The sequence below is a fragment of the Pseudomonas maumuensis genome, from assembly GCF_019139675.1.
Taxonomy (GTDB): Bacteria; Pseudomonadota; Gammaproteobacteria; order Pseudomonadales; family Pseudomonadaceae; genus Aquipseudomonas; species Aquipseudomonas maumuensis.
Genome location: NZ_CP077077.1, coordinates 1131642 through 1147318, shown reverse-complemented (window position 1 = coordinate 1147318; position 15677 = coordinate 1131642). Strand labels below are relative to the sequence as shown.

Sequence of the window (15677 nt, the reverse complement as noted above, 5' to 3'; positions counted from 1 at the left end):
TCAGTTCCCCTTCTCGTTGAGGATGCGGTATTCGGCGCTTCGCGCGTGGGCGGTCAGCGATTCGCCACGGGCCAGCACGGAAGCGGTGTGACCCAGCTCGGACGCGCCCTGCTCGGAGCAGAAGATGATCGACGAACGCTTCTGGAAGTCATACACGCCCAGTGGCGAAGAGAAGCGCGCAGTGCCGGAAGTCGGCAGCACGTGGTTGGGGCCGGCGCAGTAGTCGCCCAGCGCCTCGCTGGTGTGGCGACCCATGAAGATCGCGCCGGCATGGCGGATCTGCGGCAACCAGGCCTGCGGGTCGGCCACCGACAGTTCCAGGTGCTCCGGAGCGATGCGGTTGGCCACTTCGATGGCCTGCTGCATGTCACGCACCTGGATCAGCGCGCCACGGCCATTGATCGACTTCTCGATGATCTCGGCACGCTCCATGGTCGGCAGCAGTTTGTCGATGCTGGCGGCCACACGATCGAGAAACTCGGCGTCCGGGCTGACCAGAATCGCCTGGGCATCCTCGTCGTGCTCGGCCTGGGAGAACAGGTCCATGGCAATCCAGTCCGGATCGGTCTGGCCGTCGCACACCACTAGGATCTCCGAAGGGCCGGCGATCATGTCGATACCGACCTGGCCGAACACATGGCGCTTGGCGGTAGCCACATAGATGTTGCCCGGGCCGACGATCTTGTCCACCTGCGGCACGCTCTCGGTACCGTAGGCCAGGGCGGCCACGGCCTGCGCGCCACCGACGGTGAATACGCGGTCGACCCCGGCGATGCAGGCGGCGGCGAGCACCAGTTCGTTGACCTCGCCACGCGGAGTCGGCACTACCATCACCACCTCGCTGACGCCCGCGACCTTGGCCGGAATGGCATTCATCAGCACCGACGACGGGTACGACGCCTTGCCACCAGGCACATACAGCCCGGCGCGGTCCAGCGGCGTGACCTTCTGACCGAGGACGGTCCCGTCAGCCTCGGTGTACTGCCACGAGTCCTGCTTCTGCCGCTCATGGTAGATACGCACGCGGTTGGCGGCCTTTTCCAGGGCCTCGCGCTGTACCGGGGTAATGCGCGTCAGCGCCAGCTCCAGGCGGGCGCGGTCGAGGATCAGGTCACTGATGCCCTTGGCATCGACACCGTCGAAGCGCTGGGTGAACTCCACCAACGCCGCATCGCCGCGCTCACGCACGGCCTTGATGATGTCGAGCACGCGCTGGTTGACCGCGTCATCGGACACGCTTTCCCAGCTCAGCAGATGATCCAGATGTCGGGCGAAATCCTGGTCAGCGGCGTTGAGACGGGCAATTGCAGTGGACACGGTCATGGCGAGGGCCTCGTTATTAGCGGATGTTCAGGCGCCCTAAAGCTACCACTCCATCCGCGCGGGCACCTGAGAAAAAAGGCTATGACGCGGATAGACGGGCGCGACAGCGGAGGTCGCGCGCAGAGGTCAGCCGCGGTGTCGCGATTCGACGGCGTTGCGCAGGGTGTCGATCAGGCTCTGGATACGGGCGTGCTGCATCTTCATGGAGGCCTTGTTGACCACCAGGCGCGAGCTGATCGTGGCGATCAGGTCCTGGGGCTCGAGGCCGTTGGCGCGCAGGGTATTGCCGGTGTCGACCACGTCGATGATCTTGTCGGCAAGGTTGATCAGCGGCGCCAGCTCCATGGAGCCGTACAGCTTGATGATGTCGACCTGGCGGCCCTGTTCGGCGTAGTAGCGCTTGGCTACGTTGACGAACTTGGTAGCCACGCGCAGGCGGCCTTTGGGCTCTGGTGCGCCGGTTACGCCAGCGGTCATCAGCTTGCACTGGGCGATCTGCAGGTCCAGGGGCTCGTACAGGCCCTGGCCGCCGTATTCCATCAGCACGTCCTTGCCGGCCACACCGAGGTCGGCGGCGCCATGCTCGACATAGGTCGGCACATCGGTGGCACGCACGATGAGCAGACGCACATCATCCTGCGTGGTGGGGATGATCAGCTTGCGACTCTTGTCCGGATTCTCGGTCGGCACGATACCGGCCTCGGCCAGCAGTGGCAGGGTATCGTCGAGAATACGGCCTTTGGATAGCGCGATGGTCAACATTGGAACGTCGGTCCTTAAGCGTCTACTGCCGGTCGGGCCCTTGAGCCCGACCGCATACGATTCGGCTGGCGCGTCCCTGCGCCACGATAACTGCTAGCCCGGTACGCGACGGATCTTCGCGCCCAGCATCTGCAGTTTCTCCTCGATGCACTCGTAGCCACGGTCGATGTGGTAGATGCGATCGATCAGGGTGTCGCCTTCGGCGACCAGCGCCGACAGCACCAGGCTGGCGGAAGCACGCAGGTCGGTGGCCATCACCGGAGCACCTTTGAGCGCTTTGACGCCAGTGACGATGGCGGTGTTGCCCTCGACTTGGATCTGCGCGCCCATGCGGTGCATTTCATACACGTGCATGAAGCGGTTTTCGAAGATGGTCTCGATCACCGCGCCAGTGCCTTCGGCGATGGCGTTGAGCGAAATGAACTGCGCCTGCATGTCGGTCGGGAACGCCGGGTACGGCGCGGTACGCAGGTTAACGGCCTTCGGCCGCTTGCCGTGCATGTCCAGCTCGATCCAGTCTTCGCCGGTGGTGATGTCGGCGCCGGCTTCCTTGAGCTTCTCGAGGACAGCTTCGAGGATGGTCGGGTCGGTATCCTTGACCTTGACGCGGCCACCAGTGACGGCAGCAGCGACCAGGTAGGTGCCGGTCTCGATACGGTCGGGCATGACCCGGTAGTTGGCCGAGTGCAGGCGCTCGACGCCATCGATGGTGATGGTGTCGGTACCGGCGCCCTGGATCTTCGCCCCCATGGCGATCAGGAAGTTGGCCAGGTCGACCACCTCCGGCTCACGGGCAGCGTTCTGCAGCACGCTGCGGCCCTTGGCCAGGGCGGCGGCCATCATGATGTTCTCGGTGCCGGTGACGCTGACGGTGTCGAAGAAGAAGTGCGCGCCACGCAGGCCGCCTTCTGGGGCCTTGGCCTTGATGTAGCCGCCTTCGACGTCGATCTTCGCGCCCATGGCCTCGAGGCCGCGGATGTGCAGGTCGACCGGACGGGAACCGATGGCGCAGCCACCCGGCAGGGCCACTTCGGCCTCACCGAAACGGGCGACCATCGGGCCGAGTACCAGGATCGAGGCGCGCATGGTCTTGACCAGCTCGTAGGGGGCGACCAGGGTCTTGATGGTACGCGGGTCGATCTCCACCGAGAGCTTTTCGTCGATCACAGGCTCGATGCCCATGCGGCCGAACAGCTCGATCATGGTGGTGATGTCGTGCAGGTGCGGCAGGTTGCCGACCGTGACCGGGCCATCGCACAGCAGGGTGGCCGAAAGGATCGGCAGGGCGGAGTTCTTTGCGCCGGAAATGCGGATCTCGCCATCGAGACGCGCGCCACCAGTGATAATCAGTTTGTCCATACGTATCTCGCCGCCAAGTAGGCTCAGGTGCGCTCAGCCCAGGCTGCGCTGCTGAAGAATTTCATGGTTACCGCGTGAATGCTGCCGTTGGCGATCCACGGATTGAGGTGAGCATAGATCGCCTGCTGACGCTTGACCGGGCTCTGGCCGGCCAGCTCGTCGCTGATCACGTTCAACTGGAAGTTGCAGCCTTCGCCTTCAACTTCGACCTGGGTTCCCGGCAATTTCTCTTCCAGAAAGCTTTTAACTTCTACGGCCTGCATGCTCAACCTCGATCGGCGCCCAACGCGCGCGGGTCGGCCATCATACAAAAAAGCCCCTCGCCTGCGAAGCCCATGAAGGGACACGCTGACCGAGGGGCCTTTCACCAACGGCAGGGCATCAACCTGCCAGCACTTCATCGAGGTCGTAGACCCCGGCGATTTCCTGCATGTTCTCCGGGATACCGCGCAGTTCCCAGGTTTTACCGGCTGCCTGGGCATCGCGCATGAAACCCAGCAGTAACGACAGGCCGACACTGCTCGACTTCTCCACGGCGGTGCAATCGAACACCAGACGCGCCTCGCCACTGGCGGCGATCAACGCCTTGCCCTGTTTGCGCAGGGCCGGGCCGCTGCGGTAATCCAGCACGCCGGCCAGGGCAATAACGCCCGGCGCGGCCATGCTCACGGCGGCGTCACTCATTTGACTTCCTTATCCGGCGAGCTGTCGGCCGTTTCCTTGGCCTTGGCCACTTCACCGGCCCAACCGTCGATGGTCTTGTCCAGGTTGTTGCCATTACGCTGCATGGCATCCTGGAACTGGTCGCGGAACAACTTGCCGATGTTGATGCCGTTGACGATGACGTTACGCACCTTCCACTCGCCGTCCAGCTTGACCATGGTGTACTGCACCGGATAGACCGCGCCGTTGGTGCCGGTGATCTTCATGCCGACGCTGGTGCGATCGTCAGCCTCGGCCTTGGCCGGGTCGACGGTGATGCCCTGGTTGTTGTACTCCAGCAAGGCGTTGCCATAGAACTGCATCAGGCTGCGCTTGAAGTTCTCCTGGAAGCGCTGCATCTGCTCGGGCGAGGCCTTGCGCGAATACTTGACCGTCATGATGCTCTTGGAGATGCCGTCGGCATCGACCACCGGGCCAAGGTTGGCGTTGAGCGCGTTGTAGAACGCATTGGGGTCGGCCTTGTACTGCTCCTTGTTGCTCTTCAGGTCGCTGAGCAACTGGGTGGTGGTGCCCTGGATCACATCACGGGCAGACTGCCCCGGCGCCGCCAGGGCCAGCAGGGGGAAAGCCGCCAGCAGAACCAGCAGGCCACGTCGCAGGATCGAAATCATGGAAACTCCTTAATTAGCCGGTTGAGCTTCTTTCGGTTCCTTGCCCACCGAGTTGAGCAGGAACTTGCCGATCAGATCTTCCAGCACCAGCGCCGACTGCGTGTCGTGGATGGTGCTGCCATCCTTGAGAACCACGTCCTCGCCGCCCACGCTGATGCCGATGTACTTCTCGCCCAGCAGGCCGGCGGTCAGGATCGAGGCAGTGGAGTCGGTCGGCAGGTTGTCGACGTTCTTGTCCAGCTGCAATGTCACCCGACCGGTGTACGAATCACGGTCCAGATCGATGGCCGTGACCTTGCCGATGGTCACACCGGCCATGGTCACTTTAGCTCTGACCGTCAAACCGGCGATATTGTCGAAGTACGCATAAACTTTGTACGTGTCGCTGCTCGGGCTGGCCGACAGCCCGCTGACACGCAGGGCCAGCAGCAGCAGCGCCAGGATCCCGGCCAGGAGGAACAGGCCGACACCGATTTCCAGGGTGCGGTTTTGCATCAGAAATCTCCAAACATCAAGGCGGTCAGAATAAAGTCCAGACCCAGGACTGCCAACGAGGCATAGACCACGGTCTTGGTGGTGGCACGGCTGATCCCTTCTGAAGTGGGCTCACAGTCGTACCCCTGGAATACGGCGATCCAGGTGACGACGAAGGCGAACACCAGGCTCTTGATCAGCCCGTTGAGCACGTCGTCGCTGAAAGAGACGCTGTTCTGCATGTTGCCCCAGAACGAGCCTTCGTAGACGCCCAGCCAATCAACGGCGACCCACGAGCCACCCCAGATACCCACCACGCTGAAGATCAGCGCCAGCAGCGGCAGCGAAATGAACCCGGCCCACAGGCGTGGCGCCACGATGTACTTGAGCGGGTCGACGCCGATCATTTCCAGGCTCGACAGCTGCTCGGTGGATTTCATGTTGCCGATTTCGGCGGTCAGCGCGGAACCTGCACGACCAGCGAACAGCAACGCGGTGACCACCGGCCCCAGCTCGCGCAGCAGGGTCAGGGCAACCATCTGCCCCACCGCCTGCTCCGAACCGTACTTGTTGAGAATGCTGTAGCCCTGCAGGGCCAGCACCATGCCGATGAACACGCCGGACACGACGATGATCGCCAGCGACAACACGCCCACCGAATAAAGTTGTTTGACCAGCAGCTGGAAGCCACCGCCGATGCCACTGCGGCCACCCAGCGAATGGCCGAGGAACAGGCACGAGCGTCCCAGCACAGCCAGTACATCGATGGCCGAACGGCCGAACAGACGGATACGTTCGAGTAAGGATTTTCTGCGCATCAACGCGTCCCCAGCAGATCGGCGCGGTAGTCAGGCGCAGGGAAGTGGAAGGGTACCGGACCATCCGGGTCGCCTTTCATGAACTGGCGGATGCGCGGGTTGTCCGAGCCCATCAGTTCGGCCGGCGTGCCCTGCCCCAACACCTGGCCATCACCGACCACATAGATGTAGTCGGCAATGCTCGCGGTTTCCGCAAGGTCATGGGACACCACGATGCTGGTGATGCCCAGGGCATCGTTGAGCAGGCGGATCAGGCGCACCAGCACGCCCATGGCGATCGGGTCCTGGCCGACGAACGGCTCGTCGTACATGAGGATCTGCGGGTCCAGGGCGATCGCGCGGGCCAGCGCCACACGGCGCTTCATGCCGCCGGACAGCTCGTCGGGCATCAGGTCGATGGCGCCGCGCAGACCCACGGCCTGCAGCTTCATCAGCACGATGTCGCGGATCATCTCGTCCGACAGCTGCGTATGCACCCGCAGCGGGAAGGCCACGTTCTCGAACACATCCAGGTCGGTGAACAGCGCACCGCTCTGGAACAGCACGCCCATCTGCTTGCGCGCATCGAACAGGTCGCTGCGTGACAATGCCGGCAGGTTCTGCCCGTTGACCCAGACCTCGCCACCTGACGGGCGCAATTGCGCGCCCATCAGGCGCAGCAAGGTGGTCTTGCCGCATCCCGAAGGCCCCATGATGCCGGTGACCTTGCCACGGGGAATGCGTATGTCCACATTGCTGAAAATGCTGCGCGAACCGCGCTTGAAGGTAACACCCTTCAACTCGACCGCGTAGGCGCTATCCACACTCATCTAGACTCCTTGCTAGTGCAGCCTCGTCATAGTGGACGCCTGCCTTCATCTTGAAGGCACACAGGTCCCCGGCGGGCCGAATAGCGGCGAACTATAGCACCGCTGATAGGCCCGCCCCAAGGCCGTCACCCCACTCGTTCAGGGCACAGACAGGCTGGCGCGGCATCCATATGACATTCGAAGGATGAGCGTTTCACACATTGCGGCTATAATCGCCGCCTTTTCATCAGGCATTGCGTTTCGACATGACCCAATCCAGCGAGCTGATCCAATCCGCCCAGCGCACCCTGCGCCTCGAACTCGAGGCCGTTGAGGCCCTGCTGGCCCGCATCGACGGGGACTTCGTCAAGGCCTGCGAACTGATCCTGGCCAGCAAGGGACGGGTCGTGGTGGTAGGCATGGGCAAGTCGGGGCACATCGGCAACAAGATCGCCGCCACCCTGGCCAGCACCGGCACCCCGGCGTTCTTCGTGCATCCTGCCGAAGCCAGCCATGGCGACATGGGCATGATCACCCGTGACGATGTCATTCTTGCCCTGTCCAACTCCGGCAGCACCGCCGAGATCGTCACCCTGCTGCCCTTGATCAAGCGCCTGGGCATCCAGATGATCAGCCTCACCGGCAAACCGGACTCGCCCCTGGCCCAGGCCGCCGAGGTCAACCTCGACGCCAGCGTCGCCCAGGAAGCCTGCCCGCTCAACCTGGCACCAACCTCCTCCACTACCGCGGCACTGGCACTGGGCGATGCACTGGCTATCGCTCTGCTGGAAGCTCGTGGTTTCACCGCCGAAGACTTCGCCTTCTCCCACCCGGGCGGCGCGCTGGGCCGTCGCCTGCTGCTGAAGGTCGAGAACGTCATGCATGCCGGCGAAGAGTTGCCCGTGGTAAAGAGCGGCACCCTGCTCAAGGACGCGCTGCTTGAAATGTCTCGCAAAGGTTTGGGCATGACCGTGGTGCTGGGTAACGACGGCAAGCTGGCCGGGGTCTTCACCGACGGTGACCTGCGCCGCAGCCTGGACCGCAACATCGACGTGCATAAGACGCTCATCGACGAAGTCATGACCGTGCATGGCAAGACTGCCCGCGCCGAGATGCTCGCCGCCGAGGCACTGAAAATCATGGAAGACCACAAGATCAGCGCGCTGGTGGTTGTCGATCAGGACGACCGCCCGACCGGCGCCCTGAACATGCATGACCTGCTGCGCGCCGGAGTGATGTAAATGAACCAGGACCTCATGCAACGCGCCAAGGCCATCAAGCTGGCAGTGTTCGACGTCGACGGCGTTCTCACCGACGGCCGCCTGTACTTCCTCGAGGACGGCAGCGAGTTCAAGACCTTCAACACCCTCGACGGCCATGGCATCAAGATGCTCATGGCCGCGGGCGTGACCACCGCGATCATCAGCGGGCGCAAAACCCCGGTAGTCGAGCGCCGGGCGAAGAACCTCGGCATCCCGCACCTGTTCCAGGGCCGCGAGGATAAACTGGTGGTGCTGGACGGCCTGCTCGCCGAACTCAATCTAAGCTATGAGCAGGTCGCCTACCTCGGCGACGACCTGCCCGACCTGCCGGTGATCCGACGCGTCGGCCTGGGCATGGCGGTGCAGAATGCCGCGGCCTTCGTTCGTCAGCACGCCCACGGCGTCACCCAGGCCCGCGGCGGTGAAGGTGCCGCCCGCGAGTTCTGTGAACTGATCATGCAGGCCCAGGGCACCCTGGACGCTGCCAACGCCCATTACCTGTAAGGCTGCCCATGCTCAGCAAGAAGATCAGAAATGTCGCGCTGCTAGGCGGGATCGCCGCCGTGCTGGTTGCGGTAGGCTACTGGAACATCAGCCCGGAAAGCTTCCTCGAACAGCCCCAGGCCCAGGTCGACCAGAGCGCCATCGACTACTACGCGATCAACGCCCACAGCCTGCAGTTCCTGCCCGACGGCAAGCTGCAGTACGAGATGACCGCCGCCAAGGTCGAGCACCTCAAGGCCAGCGAGGTCACCCTGGTGACCACCCCCGACCTGCATATGTACCGTGGCACCGAATACCCCTGGCATGTGCAGAGCAAGCGCGCCGAGGTCAATCCGGACGGCACCGAGGTCGAGTTGATCGACGACGTGCGTGTGGCACGCACTGACGAGAAGCAACGCGAAACCATCATCACCAGCACACGCATGACCGTGTTCCCGCAGAAGCAATATGCGCAGACCGAGCAAGCCGTTAGAATCGACGGCGCCGGTGGCACGACTACGGGCAAAGGAATGAAAGCGTATTTGAAAGAAGGCAGGATGGACCTGCTCTCTAACGTAAGAGGACAGTATGAGGCTCGTTAAAACCATCCCCCTTCTGCTCAGCCTGGGCGTAGCACTGGGAAGCGCGAGCGCCTTCGCCCTGCCGAACGACCGTGACCAGCCGATCCGCATCCAGGCGGACAACGCCCACCTGGACGACAAGCAGGGCGTCGCCACCTACACGGGCGATGTGATCATCACCCAGGGTTCGATGATGATCAAAGGCAACACCGTGACCATGACCCGCGCCGCCAACGGCGATATCGACGTGGTCACCTCGGTGGGCAACCTGGCCTACTTCGAGCAGCAGCAGAGCGCCGCCAAGCCCGACAAGATGAAAGGCTGGGCCGTGACCATCCAGTACCAGGCGCAGAAAGACGTGGTGATCCTCACCGACCGCGCCAAGGTCGAGAACGAAGGCAACACCACCGAAGGCGAGAAGATCGTCTACAACACCAAGACCCAGGTGGCTACCGCCGGGCGCGGTGGCAACGTGACTGCACCGCGTCAGCGTATCGACATGGTCATTCAACCGAAGAAAAAGGCCGAGTAAATGGCAACCCTCAAAGCCCAGCACCTGGCCAAGAGCTACAAGGGCAGGCAAGTCGTGCGCGACGTCAGCCTGTCCATCGACAGCGGCCAGATCGTCGGCCTGCTCGGCCCCAACGGCGCCGGCAAGACCACCTGCTTCTACATGATCGTCGGCCTGGTCCAGGCCGACCAGGGCCGTGTGCTGATCGACAGCCTCGACGTCAGCCACCAGCCGATGCACGGGCGTGCCCAGGCCGGTATCGGCTACCTGCCGCAGGAAGCCTCGATCTTCCGCAAGCTGTCGGTGGCCGACAACATCATGGCCATCCTCGAGACCCGCAAGGACCTCGACCGCGAAGGCCGGCGCAAAGAGCTGGAAAGCCTACTGCAGGAATTCCACATCAGCCACATCCGCGACAACCTGGGCATGAGCCTGTCCGGTGGCGAACGTCGCCGGGTCGAGATTGCCCGCGCCCTGGCCACCGCACCCAAGTTCATCCTGCTGGACGAACCGTTCGCCGGTGTCGACCCGATTTCCGTCGGCGACATCAAGCAGATCATCCACCACCTCAAGAACAAGGGCATCGGCGTACTGATCACCGACCACAACGTTCGCGAGACCCTGGACATCTGCGAGACGGCCTACATCGTCAACGATGGCCAGCTGATCGCCGAAGGCGATGCCGAGACCATCCTGGCCAACCAGTTGGTCAAGGAAGTTTACCTGGGGCACGAGTTCCGACTCTGACCGCAGGCCTGCCCGGAGCACTGGCGAATGCGCCTGATCGGGGCTTAAGTTGTTACAGTGCTCTAGGCAAACGCTGCAATTTCAGGCATATAACTTGCTTAAAGTCGGCGCCCAAGCGCCCTACGTGTAGTGGATGGCGCATGCGCGCCGGCAACAAGGTATTAAGCCCCAGCCATGAAACCATCGCTCGTCCTAAAAATGGGCCAGCAACTGACGATGACTCCTCAGTTGCAACAGGCCATCCGCCTGCTTCAGCTCTCCACCCTGGACCTCCAGCAGGAAATCCAGGAAGCGCTGGAGTCCAACCCGATGCTCGAACGTCAGGAAGACGGCGAAGACTTCGACAACAGCGACCCCATGGCGGACAACGCCGAGAACAAACCGGTCGCCGAAGTCCAGGACAACAGCTTCCAGGAAACCTCCAGCAGCACTGCGGAGAACCTGGAGGACGGCGAGTGGGCCGAGCGGATCCCCAACGAGTTGCCGGTCGACACCGCCTGGGAAGACATCTACCAGACCAGCGCCAGCAGCCTGCCCAGCAACGATGACGACGAATGGGACTTCACCACCCGTACGTCGGTGGGCGAGAGCCTGCAAAGCCACCTGCTGTGGCAACTGAACCTGGCGCCGATGTCCGACACCGACCGCCTGATCGCCGTCACCCTGATCGACAGCATCAACGCCCAGGGCTACCTGGAAGACACCCTCGAAGAAATCTGCGCAGGCTTCGATCCGGAGCTCGATATCGAGCTGGACGAAGTCGAAGCAGTCCTGCATCGCATCCAGCAGTTCGAGCCTGCCGGCATTGGCGCCCGCACCCTCGGCGAATGCCTGCTGCTGCAACTGCGCCAGCTGCCGGCCTCGACACCCTGGATGAGCGAGGCACAGCGCCTGGTCACCGACTTCATCGACCTGCTCGGCAGCCGCGACTACAGCCAGCTGATGCGCCGCATGAAGCTCAAGGAAGACGAGCTGCGCCAGGTCATCGAACTGGTGCAGAGCCTCAACCCGCGCCCAGGTTCGCAGATCGAGTCCAGCGAACCCGAATACGTCGTGCCCGATGTCATCGTGCGCAAGGACAGCGAGCGCTGGCTAGTCGAGCTCAATCAAGAGGCCGTGCCGCGCCTGCGCGTCAACCCGCAGTACGCCGGCTTCGTCCGCCGTGCCGACACCAGCGCCGACAACACCTTCATGCGCAACCAGCTGCAGGAAGCGCGCTGGTTCATCAAGAGCCTGCAGAGCCGCAACGAGACGCTGATGAAAGTGGCGACGCAAATCGTCGAGCATCAGCGTGGCTTCCTCGACCATGGTGACGAGGCCATGAAGCCGCTGGTCCTGCATGACATCGCCGAAGCGGTGGGCATGCACGAATCGACCATTTCCCGGGTGACCACGCAGAAATACATGCACACCCCGCGCGGCATCTACGAACTGAAATACTTTTTCTCGAGCCACGTGAGCACCGCCGAAGGCGGCGAATGCTCGTCCACGGCAATCCGTGCGATCATCAAGAAACTGGTGGCGGCGGAAAATCAGAAAAAGCCATTGAGTGACAGCAAGATCGCTGGTTTACTGGAGGCACAAGGCATCCAGGTAGCCCGTCGCACCGTCGCCAAGTATCGCGAGTCATTGGGGATCGCCCCTTCGAGCGAGCGCAAGCGGCTGATGTAGCCCCCGGATGTGCCACAGCGTTTCAGTGGCAGGTGCAACACCTGCCTCTTTATGCACGGGCAACAAAGGAGAAGCTGTATGCAAGTCAACATCAGTGGACAGCATGTAGAAGTCACCCAACCACTGCGCGATTACGTGCTTGAGAAGCTCGCCCGCGTGGAGGGTCATTTCGACAAGATCACCAACGTGACGGTGATCATGAAAGTCGAGAAGCTTCAGCAGAAGATCGAAGCCACACTCCAGATTCCCGGCGGTGAGGTGGTTGCTAACGCCGAACACCAAGACATGTATGCAGCGATCGACGCCTTGGCCGACAAGCTCGACCGCCAACTGAAAAAACACAAGGAAAAACAGCAAAGCCTGCTGCAAGGCGCAGCCGCCCGCTGATCCCCCTCATCCATGATCCGACTTGAAACCATCCTGACCCCCGGCCGTTCCCTTGTGAACGTGCCGGGCGGCAGCAAGAAGCGCGCCCTGGAAAAGGTCGCCAACCTGATCGCCGAGCAAGTACCCGAGCTGGAGATGCAAGACGTCTTCGACAAGCTCATCGCTCGGGAAAAACTGGGCTCCACCGGTTTCGGCAATGGCATCGCCATTCCCCACTGCCGGCTTGTGGGCTGCACCGCGCCAGTGAGTGCCCTGCTGCACCTGGATGCCCCCATCGATTACGATGCCATCGATGGCGCCCCGGTCGACCTGCTGTTCGTCCTGCTGGTCCCGGAAGCCGCCACTGATGCCCACCTTGAACTGCTGCGCCAGATCGCCAGCATGCTCGACCGCGAGGAGGTGCGTAAGCGCCTGCGTGCTGCCGCCAGCAACGAAGCGCTCTACCAGGTGGTTCTGGACGTGCAGAACGAGGGCTGAACATGCGCCTGATCATCGTCAGCGGACGCTCCGGCTCCGGTAAGAGCACCGCCCTCGACGTGCTGGAAGACAACGGCTACTACTGCATCGACAACCTGCCCGCCGGGCTGCTACCGCAGTTGGCGGAAAACGCCTTGATCAACACGGAGCTGTTGCAACCCAAGGTTGCAGTCTCGATCGATGCACGCAACTTGCCTAGCCATTTGTCTCGCTTCCCACAGTTGCTGGAAGAGGCACGCGCCCGGCATATCCAGTGCGATGTGTTGTACCTGGACGCCGACGAAGACACCCTGCTCAAGCGGTTTTCGGAAACCCGCCGCCGCCACCCGCTGACCAACGACAGTCGCTCGCTGGCTGAAGCAATCCGGGTGGAGAGCGAGCTGTTGGGGCCGATCGCCGACCTTGCCGACCTGAAGATCGACACCACCAACCTGAACCTGTACCAGTTGCGTGACTCGATCAAGTTGCGCCTGCTCAATCAGCCCGAACCCGGTACCGCGTTTCTGGTGGAATCGTTCGGCTTCAAGCGCGGCATGCCGGTGGACGCCGACCTGGTGTTCGATGTACGTTGCCTACCCAATCCGTACTGGAAGCCGGAACTTCGCGACCATTCAGGCCTCGAACAGCCGGTGATCGACTACTTGGCCGCGCAACCCGATGTAGAAGAAATGTTCCAGGACATTTCCAGCTACTTGCTCAAATGGTTGCCACGCTTCGCCGCCAGCAACCGCGCCTATGTCACTATCGCCATCGGCTGTACCGGCGGCCATCACCGCTCGGTGTACATCACCGAACGGCTTGGTCAACTGCTCCAGCAATCCTTGAAAAACGTCCAGGTCCGCCACCGCGACCTCTAGCCCACAGGATCCGCCCCACGATGCCCGCCCGCGAAATCACCATCATCAACAAGCTGGGCCTGCATGCGCGAGCGGCCGCTAAGTTCGTCGGCGTGGCCGGGCGCTTCCCTTGCCAGGTACGGGTCGGCCGTGCGCCGGACAAGCTGGTGGACGGCAAGAGCATCATGGCGGTGATGATGCTCGCCGCCGGCAAGGGCACGCCGGTGCATCTGCACACCGAGGGTGATCAGGACAACGAAGCCATGGATGCGCTGGTAGAGCTGATCAACAACTTCTTCGACGAAGGCGAGTAATTTCGCTGGAGGCTGCCGGCTTGGCAGCCAATTCACGACATCGCCGTGTCCATCACCATCATCAGACAGAACCCGACACACAACCCCAGGCTCGCCAGACGGTGATGCCCGTTGCTGCGCGACTCGGGAATGATCTCCTGGGTCACCACCAGCAGCATCGCCCCCGCCGCGCAGGCCAGGCCCAGCGGCAGCAGCAATTCGGCGATGTTCACCAGCCAGGCGCAGATCACCGCCGCCAGCGGTTCGACCAGCCCGGACGCCGCACCGATCAGGAACGCCTTGAAGCGCGGCATGCCCGCCCCAGCCAGCACCAGCGCGATCACCAAACCTTCCGGCACATCCTGCAACGCGATGCCCATGGCAAGACTGTCGGCATCGGGCATCCCGCCACCGGCGGATACACCGATCGCCATGCCTTCGGGGATGTTGTGGGCGATGATGGCAATGACGAACAACCAGATCCTGGCGGCGATCACCGGCTGCTGATCGCTACCGACCAAAGCCTCCGGCGAAGCACCGGAGACCTTGAGGTCGACCAGAAACAGGCACAAGGCGCCGAACAACAGGCCGCTGCTGATCACCCCACCAGCGCCCCATGGGCTGAAGCCGATGGCCTGGGCCGCATCCAGCCCGGGAATGATCAGCGAGAATGCGGTGGCCGCCAGCATCACCCCGGCGCCGAAGCCGAGCAAGGTGTCGGCGACGGCCACCGGCATGTTGCGAATCACCAGCACCGGTACCGCGCCCAACGCCGTCCCCAGTGCGCACAATGCGCCGCCCTCCAGGGCGCGTAACATGCGCGGTTCCAGGTCCAGCCAGGCGATGCCCCGCGCCACCAGCAACGCGGTGCCGACCAGCAACAGCACGGTCCCAAGCGCCAGGCGGAACAGGCGCACACTGCTGACAGACATCACCTCGGAGCGCATACCGGTCAGACTCGTTTCAGGGCTTCAAGGTAGCGACGTTCCACTTCGGCCCAGTCGACCACGTTGTAGAAGGCGCCAATGTATTCAGGACGACGGTTCTGGTACTTCAGGTAATAGGCATGCTCCCAGACATCCAGCCCGAGGATCGGCGTGTTGCCATGCATCAGCGGGCTGTCCTGGTTGCCGCTGCTCTCCACCACCAGCGTGTTCTGCGGGGTCACGCTCAGCCAAGCCCAGCCACTGCCGAAACGCGTCAGCGCGGCCTTGGTGAAGGCCTCCTTGAAGGCGTCGAAGCCACCAAGCTGCTCATCGATGGCCTTGGCTACCTGGCCCTCTGGTTGTCCGCCGCCCTTAGGCGACATGACGGTCCAGAACAACGTGTGGTTGGCATGGCCACCGCCCTGGTTGACCACCGCCCCCTGCAGCTTCTCAGGCAGTTGCTTGACCTCACCCACCAGTCGTTCCACCGGCCATTCGGCCCATTCGGTACCCTCGATGGCCGCATTGAGGTTGTTGATGTAAGTCTGGTGATGCTTGCTGTGATGGATCTCCATGGTCTGGGTATCGATGTGCGGTTCCAGCGCATCGTAGGCATAGGGCAATGCAGGCAAGGTATGTGACATT

At 62.6% G+C, this 15677-nt stretch carries 21 protein-coding genes; 10 read left to right on the top strand and 11 right to left on the bottom strand.

The genetic code is table 11. The features are described 5' to 3' along the window. The 9 genes from hisD to KSS90_RS05320 all read right to left on the bottom strand — a co-directional run bounded on the left by hisD (position 1) and on the right by KSS90_RS05320 (position 6879). On the bottom strand, positions 1 to 1323 hold the full coding sequence (hisD, locus tag KSS90_RS05360; RefSeq protein WP_217868490.1) for a histidinol dehydrogenase: 1323 nt from the start codon (positions 1321 to 1323) through the stop codon (positions 1 to 3). Positions 1324 to 1449: 126 nt separating this feature from the next. Then, complete coding sequence (gene hisG, locus KSS90_RS05355) at positions 1450 to 2085, bottom strand: ATP phosphoribosyltransferase (protein ID WP_023630427.1); 636 nt, start codon at positions 2083 to 2085, stop codon at positions 1450 to 1452. A 93-nt stretch (positions 2086 to 2178) separates the two neighbouring features. Beyond that, entirely contained in the window at positions 2179 to 3444 is a 1266-nt protein-coding gene (murA, locus tag KSS90_RS05350; RefSeq protein ID WP_046856963.1) for a UDP-N-acetylglucosamine 1-carboxyvinyltransferase, read from the bottom strand. Positions 3445 to 3467: 23 nt separating this feature from the next. After that, entirely contained in the window at positions 3468 to 3707 is a 240-nt protein-coding gene (locus tag KSS90_RS05345) for a BolA family protein (protein ID WP_023630425.1), read from the bottom strand. 118 nt (positions 3708 to 3825) lie between these two features. Beyond that, a complete protein-coding gene (locus KSS90_RS05340) occupies positions 3826 to 4128 on the bottom strand; it encodes an STAS domain-containing protein (protein ID WP_217868489.1) in 303 nt (100 codons plus the stop codon). Next, on the bottom strand, positions 4125 to 4778 hold the full coding sequence (locus KSS90_RS05335) for an MlaC/ttg2D family ABC transporter substrate-binding protein (RefSeq protein ID WP_104444469.1): 654 nt from the start codon (positions 4776 to 4778) through the stop codon (positions 4125 to 4127). The genes KSS90_RS05340 and KSS90_RS05335 overlap by 4 nt, the downstream gene beginning before the upstream one ends. A 9-nt stretch (positions 4779 to 4787) precedes the next feature. After that, entirely contained in the window at positions 4788 to 5273 is a 486-nt protein-coding gene (gene mlaD / locus KSS90_RS05330; protein ID WP_217868488.1) for an outer membrane lipid asymmetry maintenance protein MlaD, read from the bottom strand. After that, positions 5273 to 6070, bottom strand: coding sequence for a lipid asymmetry maintenance ABC transporter permease subunit MlaE (mlaE, locus tag KSS90_RS05325; protein ID WP_031315029.1), 798 nt, complete (start codon positions 6068 to 6070; stop codon positions 5273 to 5275). The genes mlaD and mlaE overlap by 1 nt, the downstream gene beginning before the upstream one ends. Then, complete coding sequence (locus KSS90_RS05320) at positions 6070 to 6879, bottom strand: ATP-binding cassette domain-containing protein (RefSeq protein WP_217868487.1); 810 nt, start codon at positions 6877 to 6879, stop codon at positions 6070 to 6072. The genes mlaE and KSS90_RS05320 overlap by 1 nt, the downstream gene beginning before the upstream one ends. Positions 6880 to 7124: 245 nt before the next feature. On the opposite strand from KSS90_RS05320, the gene KSS90_RS05315 reads away from it, so the two are divergent. The 10 genes from KSS90_RS05315 (at position 7125) to KSS90_RS05270 (ending at position 14127) form a co-directional block, all read left to right on the top strand. Next, positions 7125 to 8099 (top strand): KpsF/GutQ family sugar-phosphate isomerase, encoded by a 975-nt coding sequence (locus tag KSS90_RS05315; RefSeq protein ID WP_217868486.1) that lies wholly within the window; start codon positions 7125 to 7127, stop codon positions 8097 to 8099. Beyond that, on the top strand, positions 8100 to 8624 hold the full coding sequence (locus tag KSS90_RS05310; RefSeq protein WP_217868485.1) for a KdsC family phosphatase: 525 nt from the start codon (positions 8100 to 8102) through the stop codon (positions 8622 to 8624). A gap of 8 nt (positions 8625 to 8632) precedes the next feature. Next, on the top strand, positions 8633 to 9205 hold the full coding sequence (lptC, locus tag KSS90_RS05305; RefSeq protein ID WP_102682719.1) for an LPS export ABC transporter periplasmic protein LptC: 573 nt from the start codon (positions 8633 to 8635) through the stop codon (positions 9203 to 9205). Continuing rightward, positions 9192 to 9716, top strand: coding sequence for a lipopolysaccharide transport periplasmic protein LptA (lptA, locus tag KSS90_RS05300; protein WP_023629083.1), 525 nt, complete (start codon positions 9192 to 9194; stop codon positions 9714 to 9716). The genes lptC and lptA overlap by 14 nt, the downstream gene beginning before the upstream one ends. Continuing rightward, positions 9717 to 10442, top strand: a complete 726-nt coding sequence (gene lptB / locus KSS90_RS05295) for an LPS export ABC transporter ATP-binding protein (RefSeq protein WP_023629084.1) — start codon at positions 9717 to 9719, stop codon at positions 10440 to 10442. Positions 10443 to 10616: 174 nt separating this feature from the next. Further along, positions 10617 to 12113, top strand: a complete 1497-nt coding sequence (locus KSS90_RS05290) for an RNA polymerase factor sigma-54 (RefSeq protein WP_217868484.1) — start codon at positions 10617 to 10619, stop codon at positions 12111 to 12113. Positions 12114 to 12191: 78 nt separating this feature from the next. Then, positions 12192 to 12500 (top strand): ribosome hibernation-promoting factor, HPF/YfiA family, encoded by a 309-nt coding sequence (gene hpf / locus KSS90_RS05285; protein WP_023629086.1) that lies wholly within the window; start codon positions 12192 to 12194, stop codon positions 12498 to 12500. A gap of 12 nt (positions 12501 to 12512) precedes the next feature. After that, positions 12513 to 12977, top strand: a complete 465-nt coding sequence (gene ptsN, locus KSS90_RS05280; protein ID WP_217868483.1) for a PTS IIA-like nitrogen regulatory protein PtsN — start codon at positions 12513 to 12515, stop codon at positions 12975 to 12977. A gap of 2 nt (positions 12978 to 12979) precedes the next feature. Then, the gene (gene rapZ / locus KSS90_RS05275; RefSeq protein WP_217868482.1) at positions 12980 to 13834 is read left to right on the top strand and encodes an RNase adapter RapZ; all 855 of its coding nucleotides are present in this window, start codon (positions 12980 to 12982) and stop codon (positions 13832 to 13834) included. 20 nt (positions 13835 to 13854) lie between these two features. Further along, positions 13855 to 14127: an HPr family phosphocarrier protein gene (locus KSS90_RS05270; protein ID WP_217868481.1), complete on the top strand. Its 273-nt coding sequence runs from the start codon at positions 13855 to 13857 to the stop codon at positions 14125 to 14127. 32 nt (positions 14128 to 14159) lie between these two features. On the opposite strand, the gene KSS90_RS05265 is transcribed toward KSS90_RS05270, so the two are convergent. Both KSS90_RS05265 and KSS90_RS05260 read right to left on the bottom strand, forming a co-directional pair. Further along, positions 14160 to 15053: a ZIP family metal transporter gene (locus KSS90_RS05265; protein WP_217868480.1), complete on the bottom strand. Its 894-nt coding sequence runs from the start codon at positions 15051 to 15053 to the stop codon at positions 14160 to 14162. A gap of 5 nt (positions 15054 to 15058) precedes the next feature. Then, positions 15059 to 15676, bottom strand: a complete 618-nt coding sequence (locus tag KSS90_RS05260; protein WP_217868479.1) for a superoxide dismutase — start codon at positions 15674 to 15676, stop codon at positions 15059 to 15061. Position 15677: the final 1 nt, after the last annotated feature.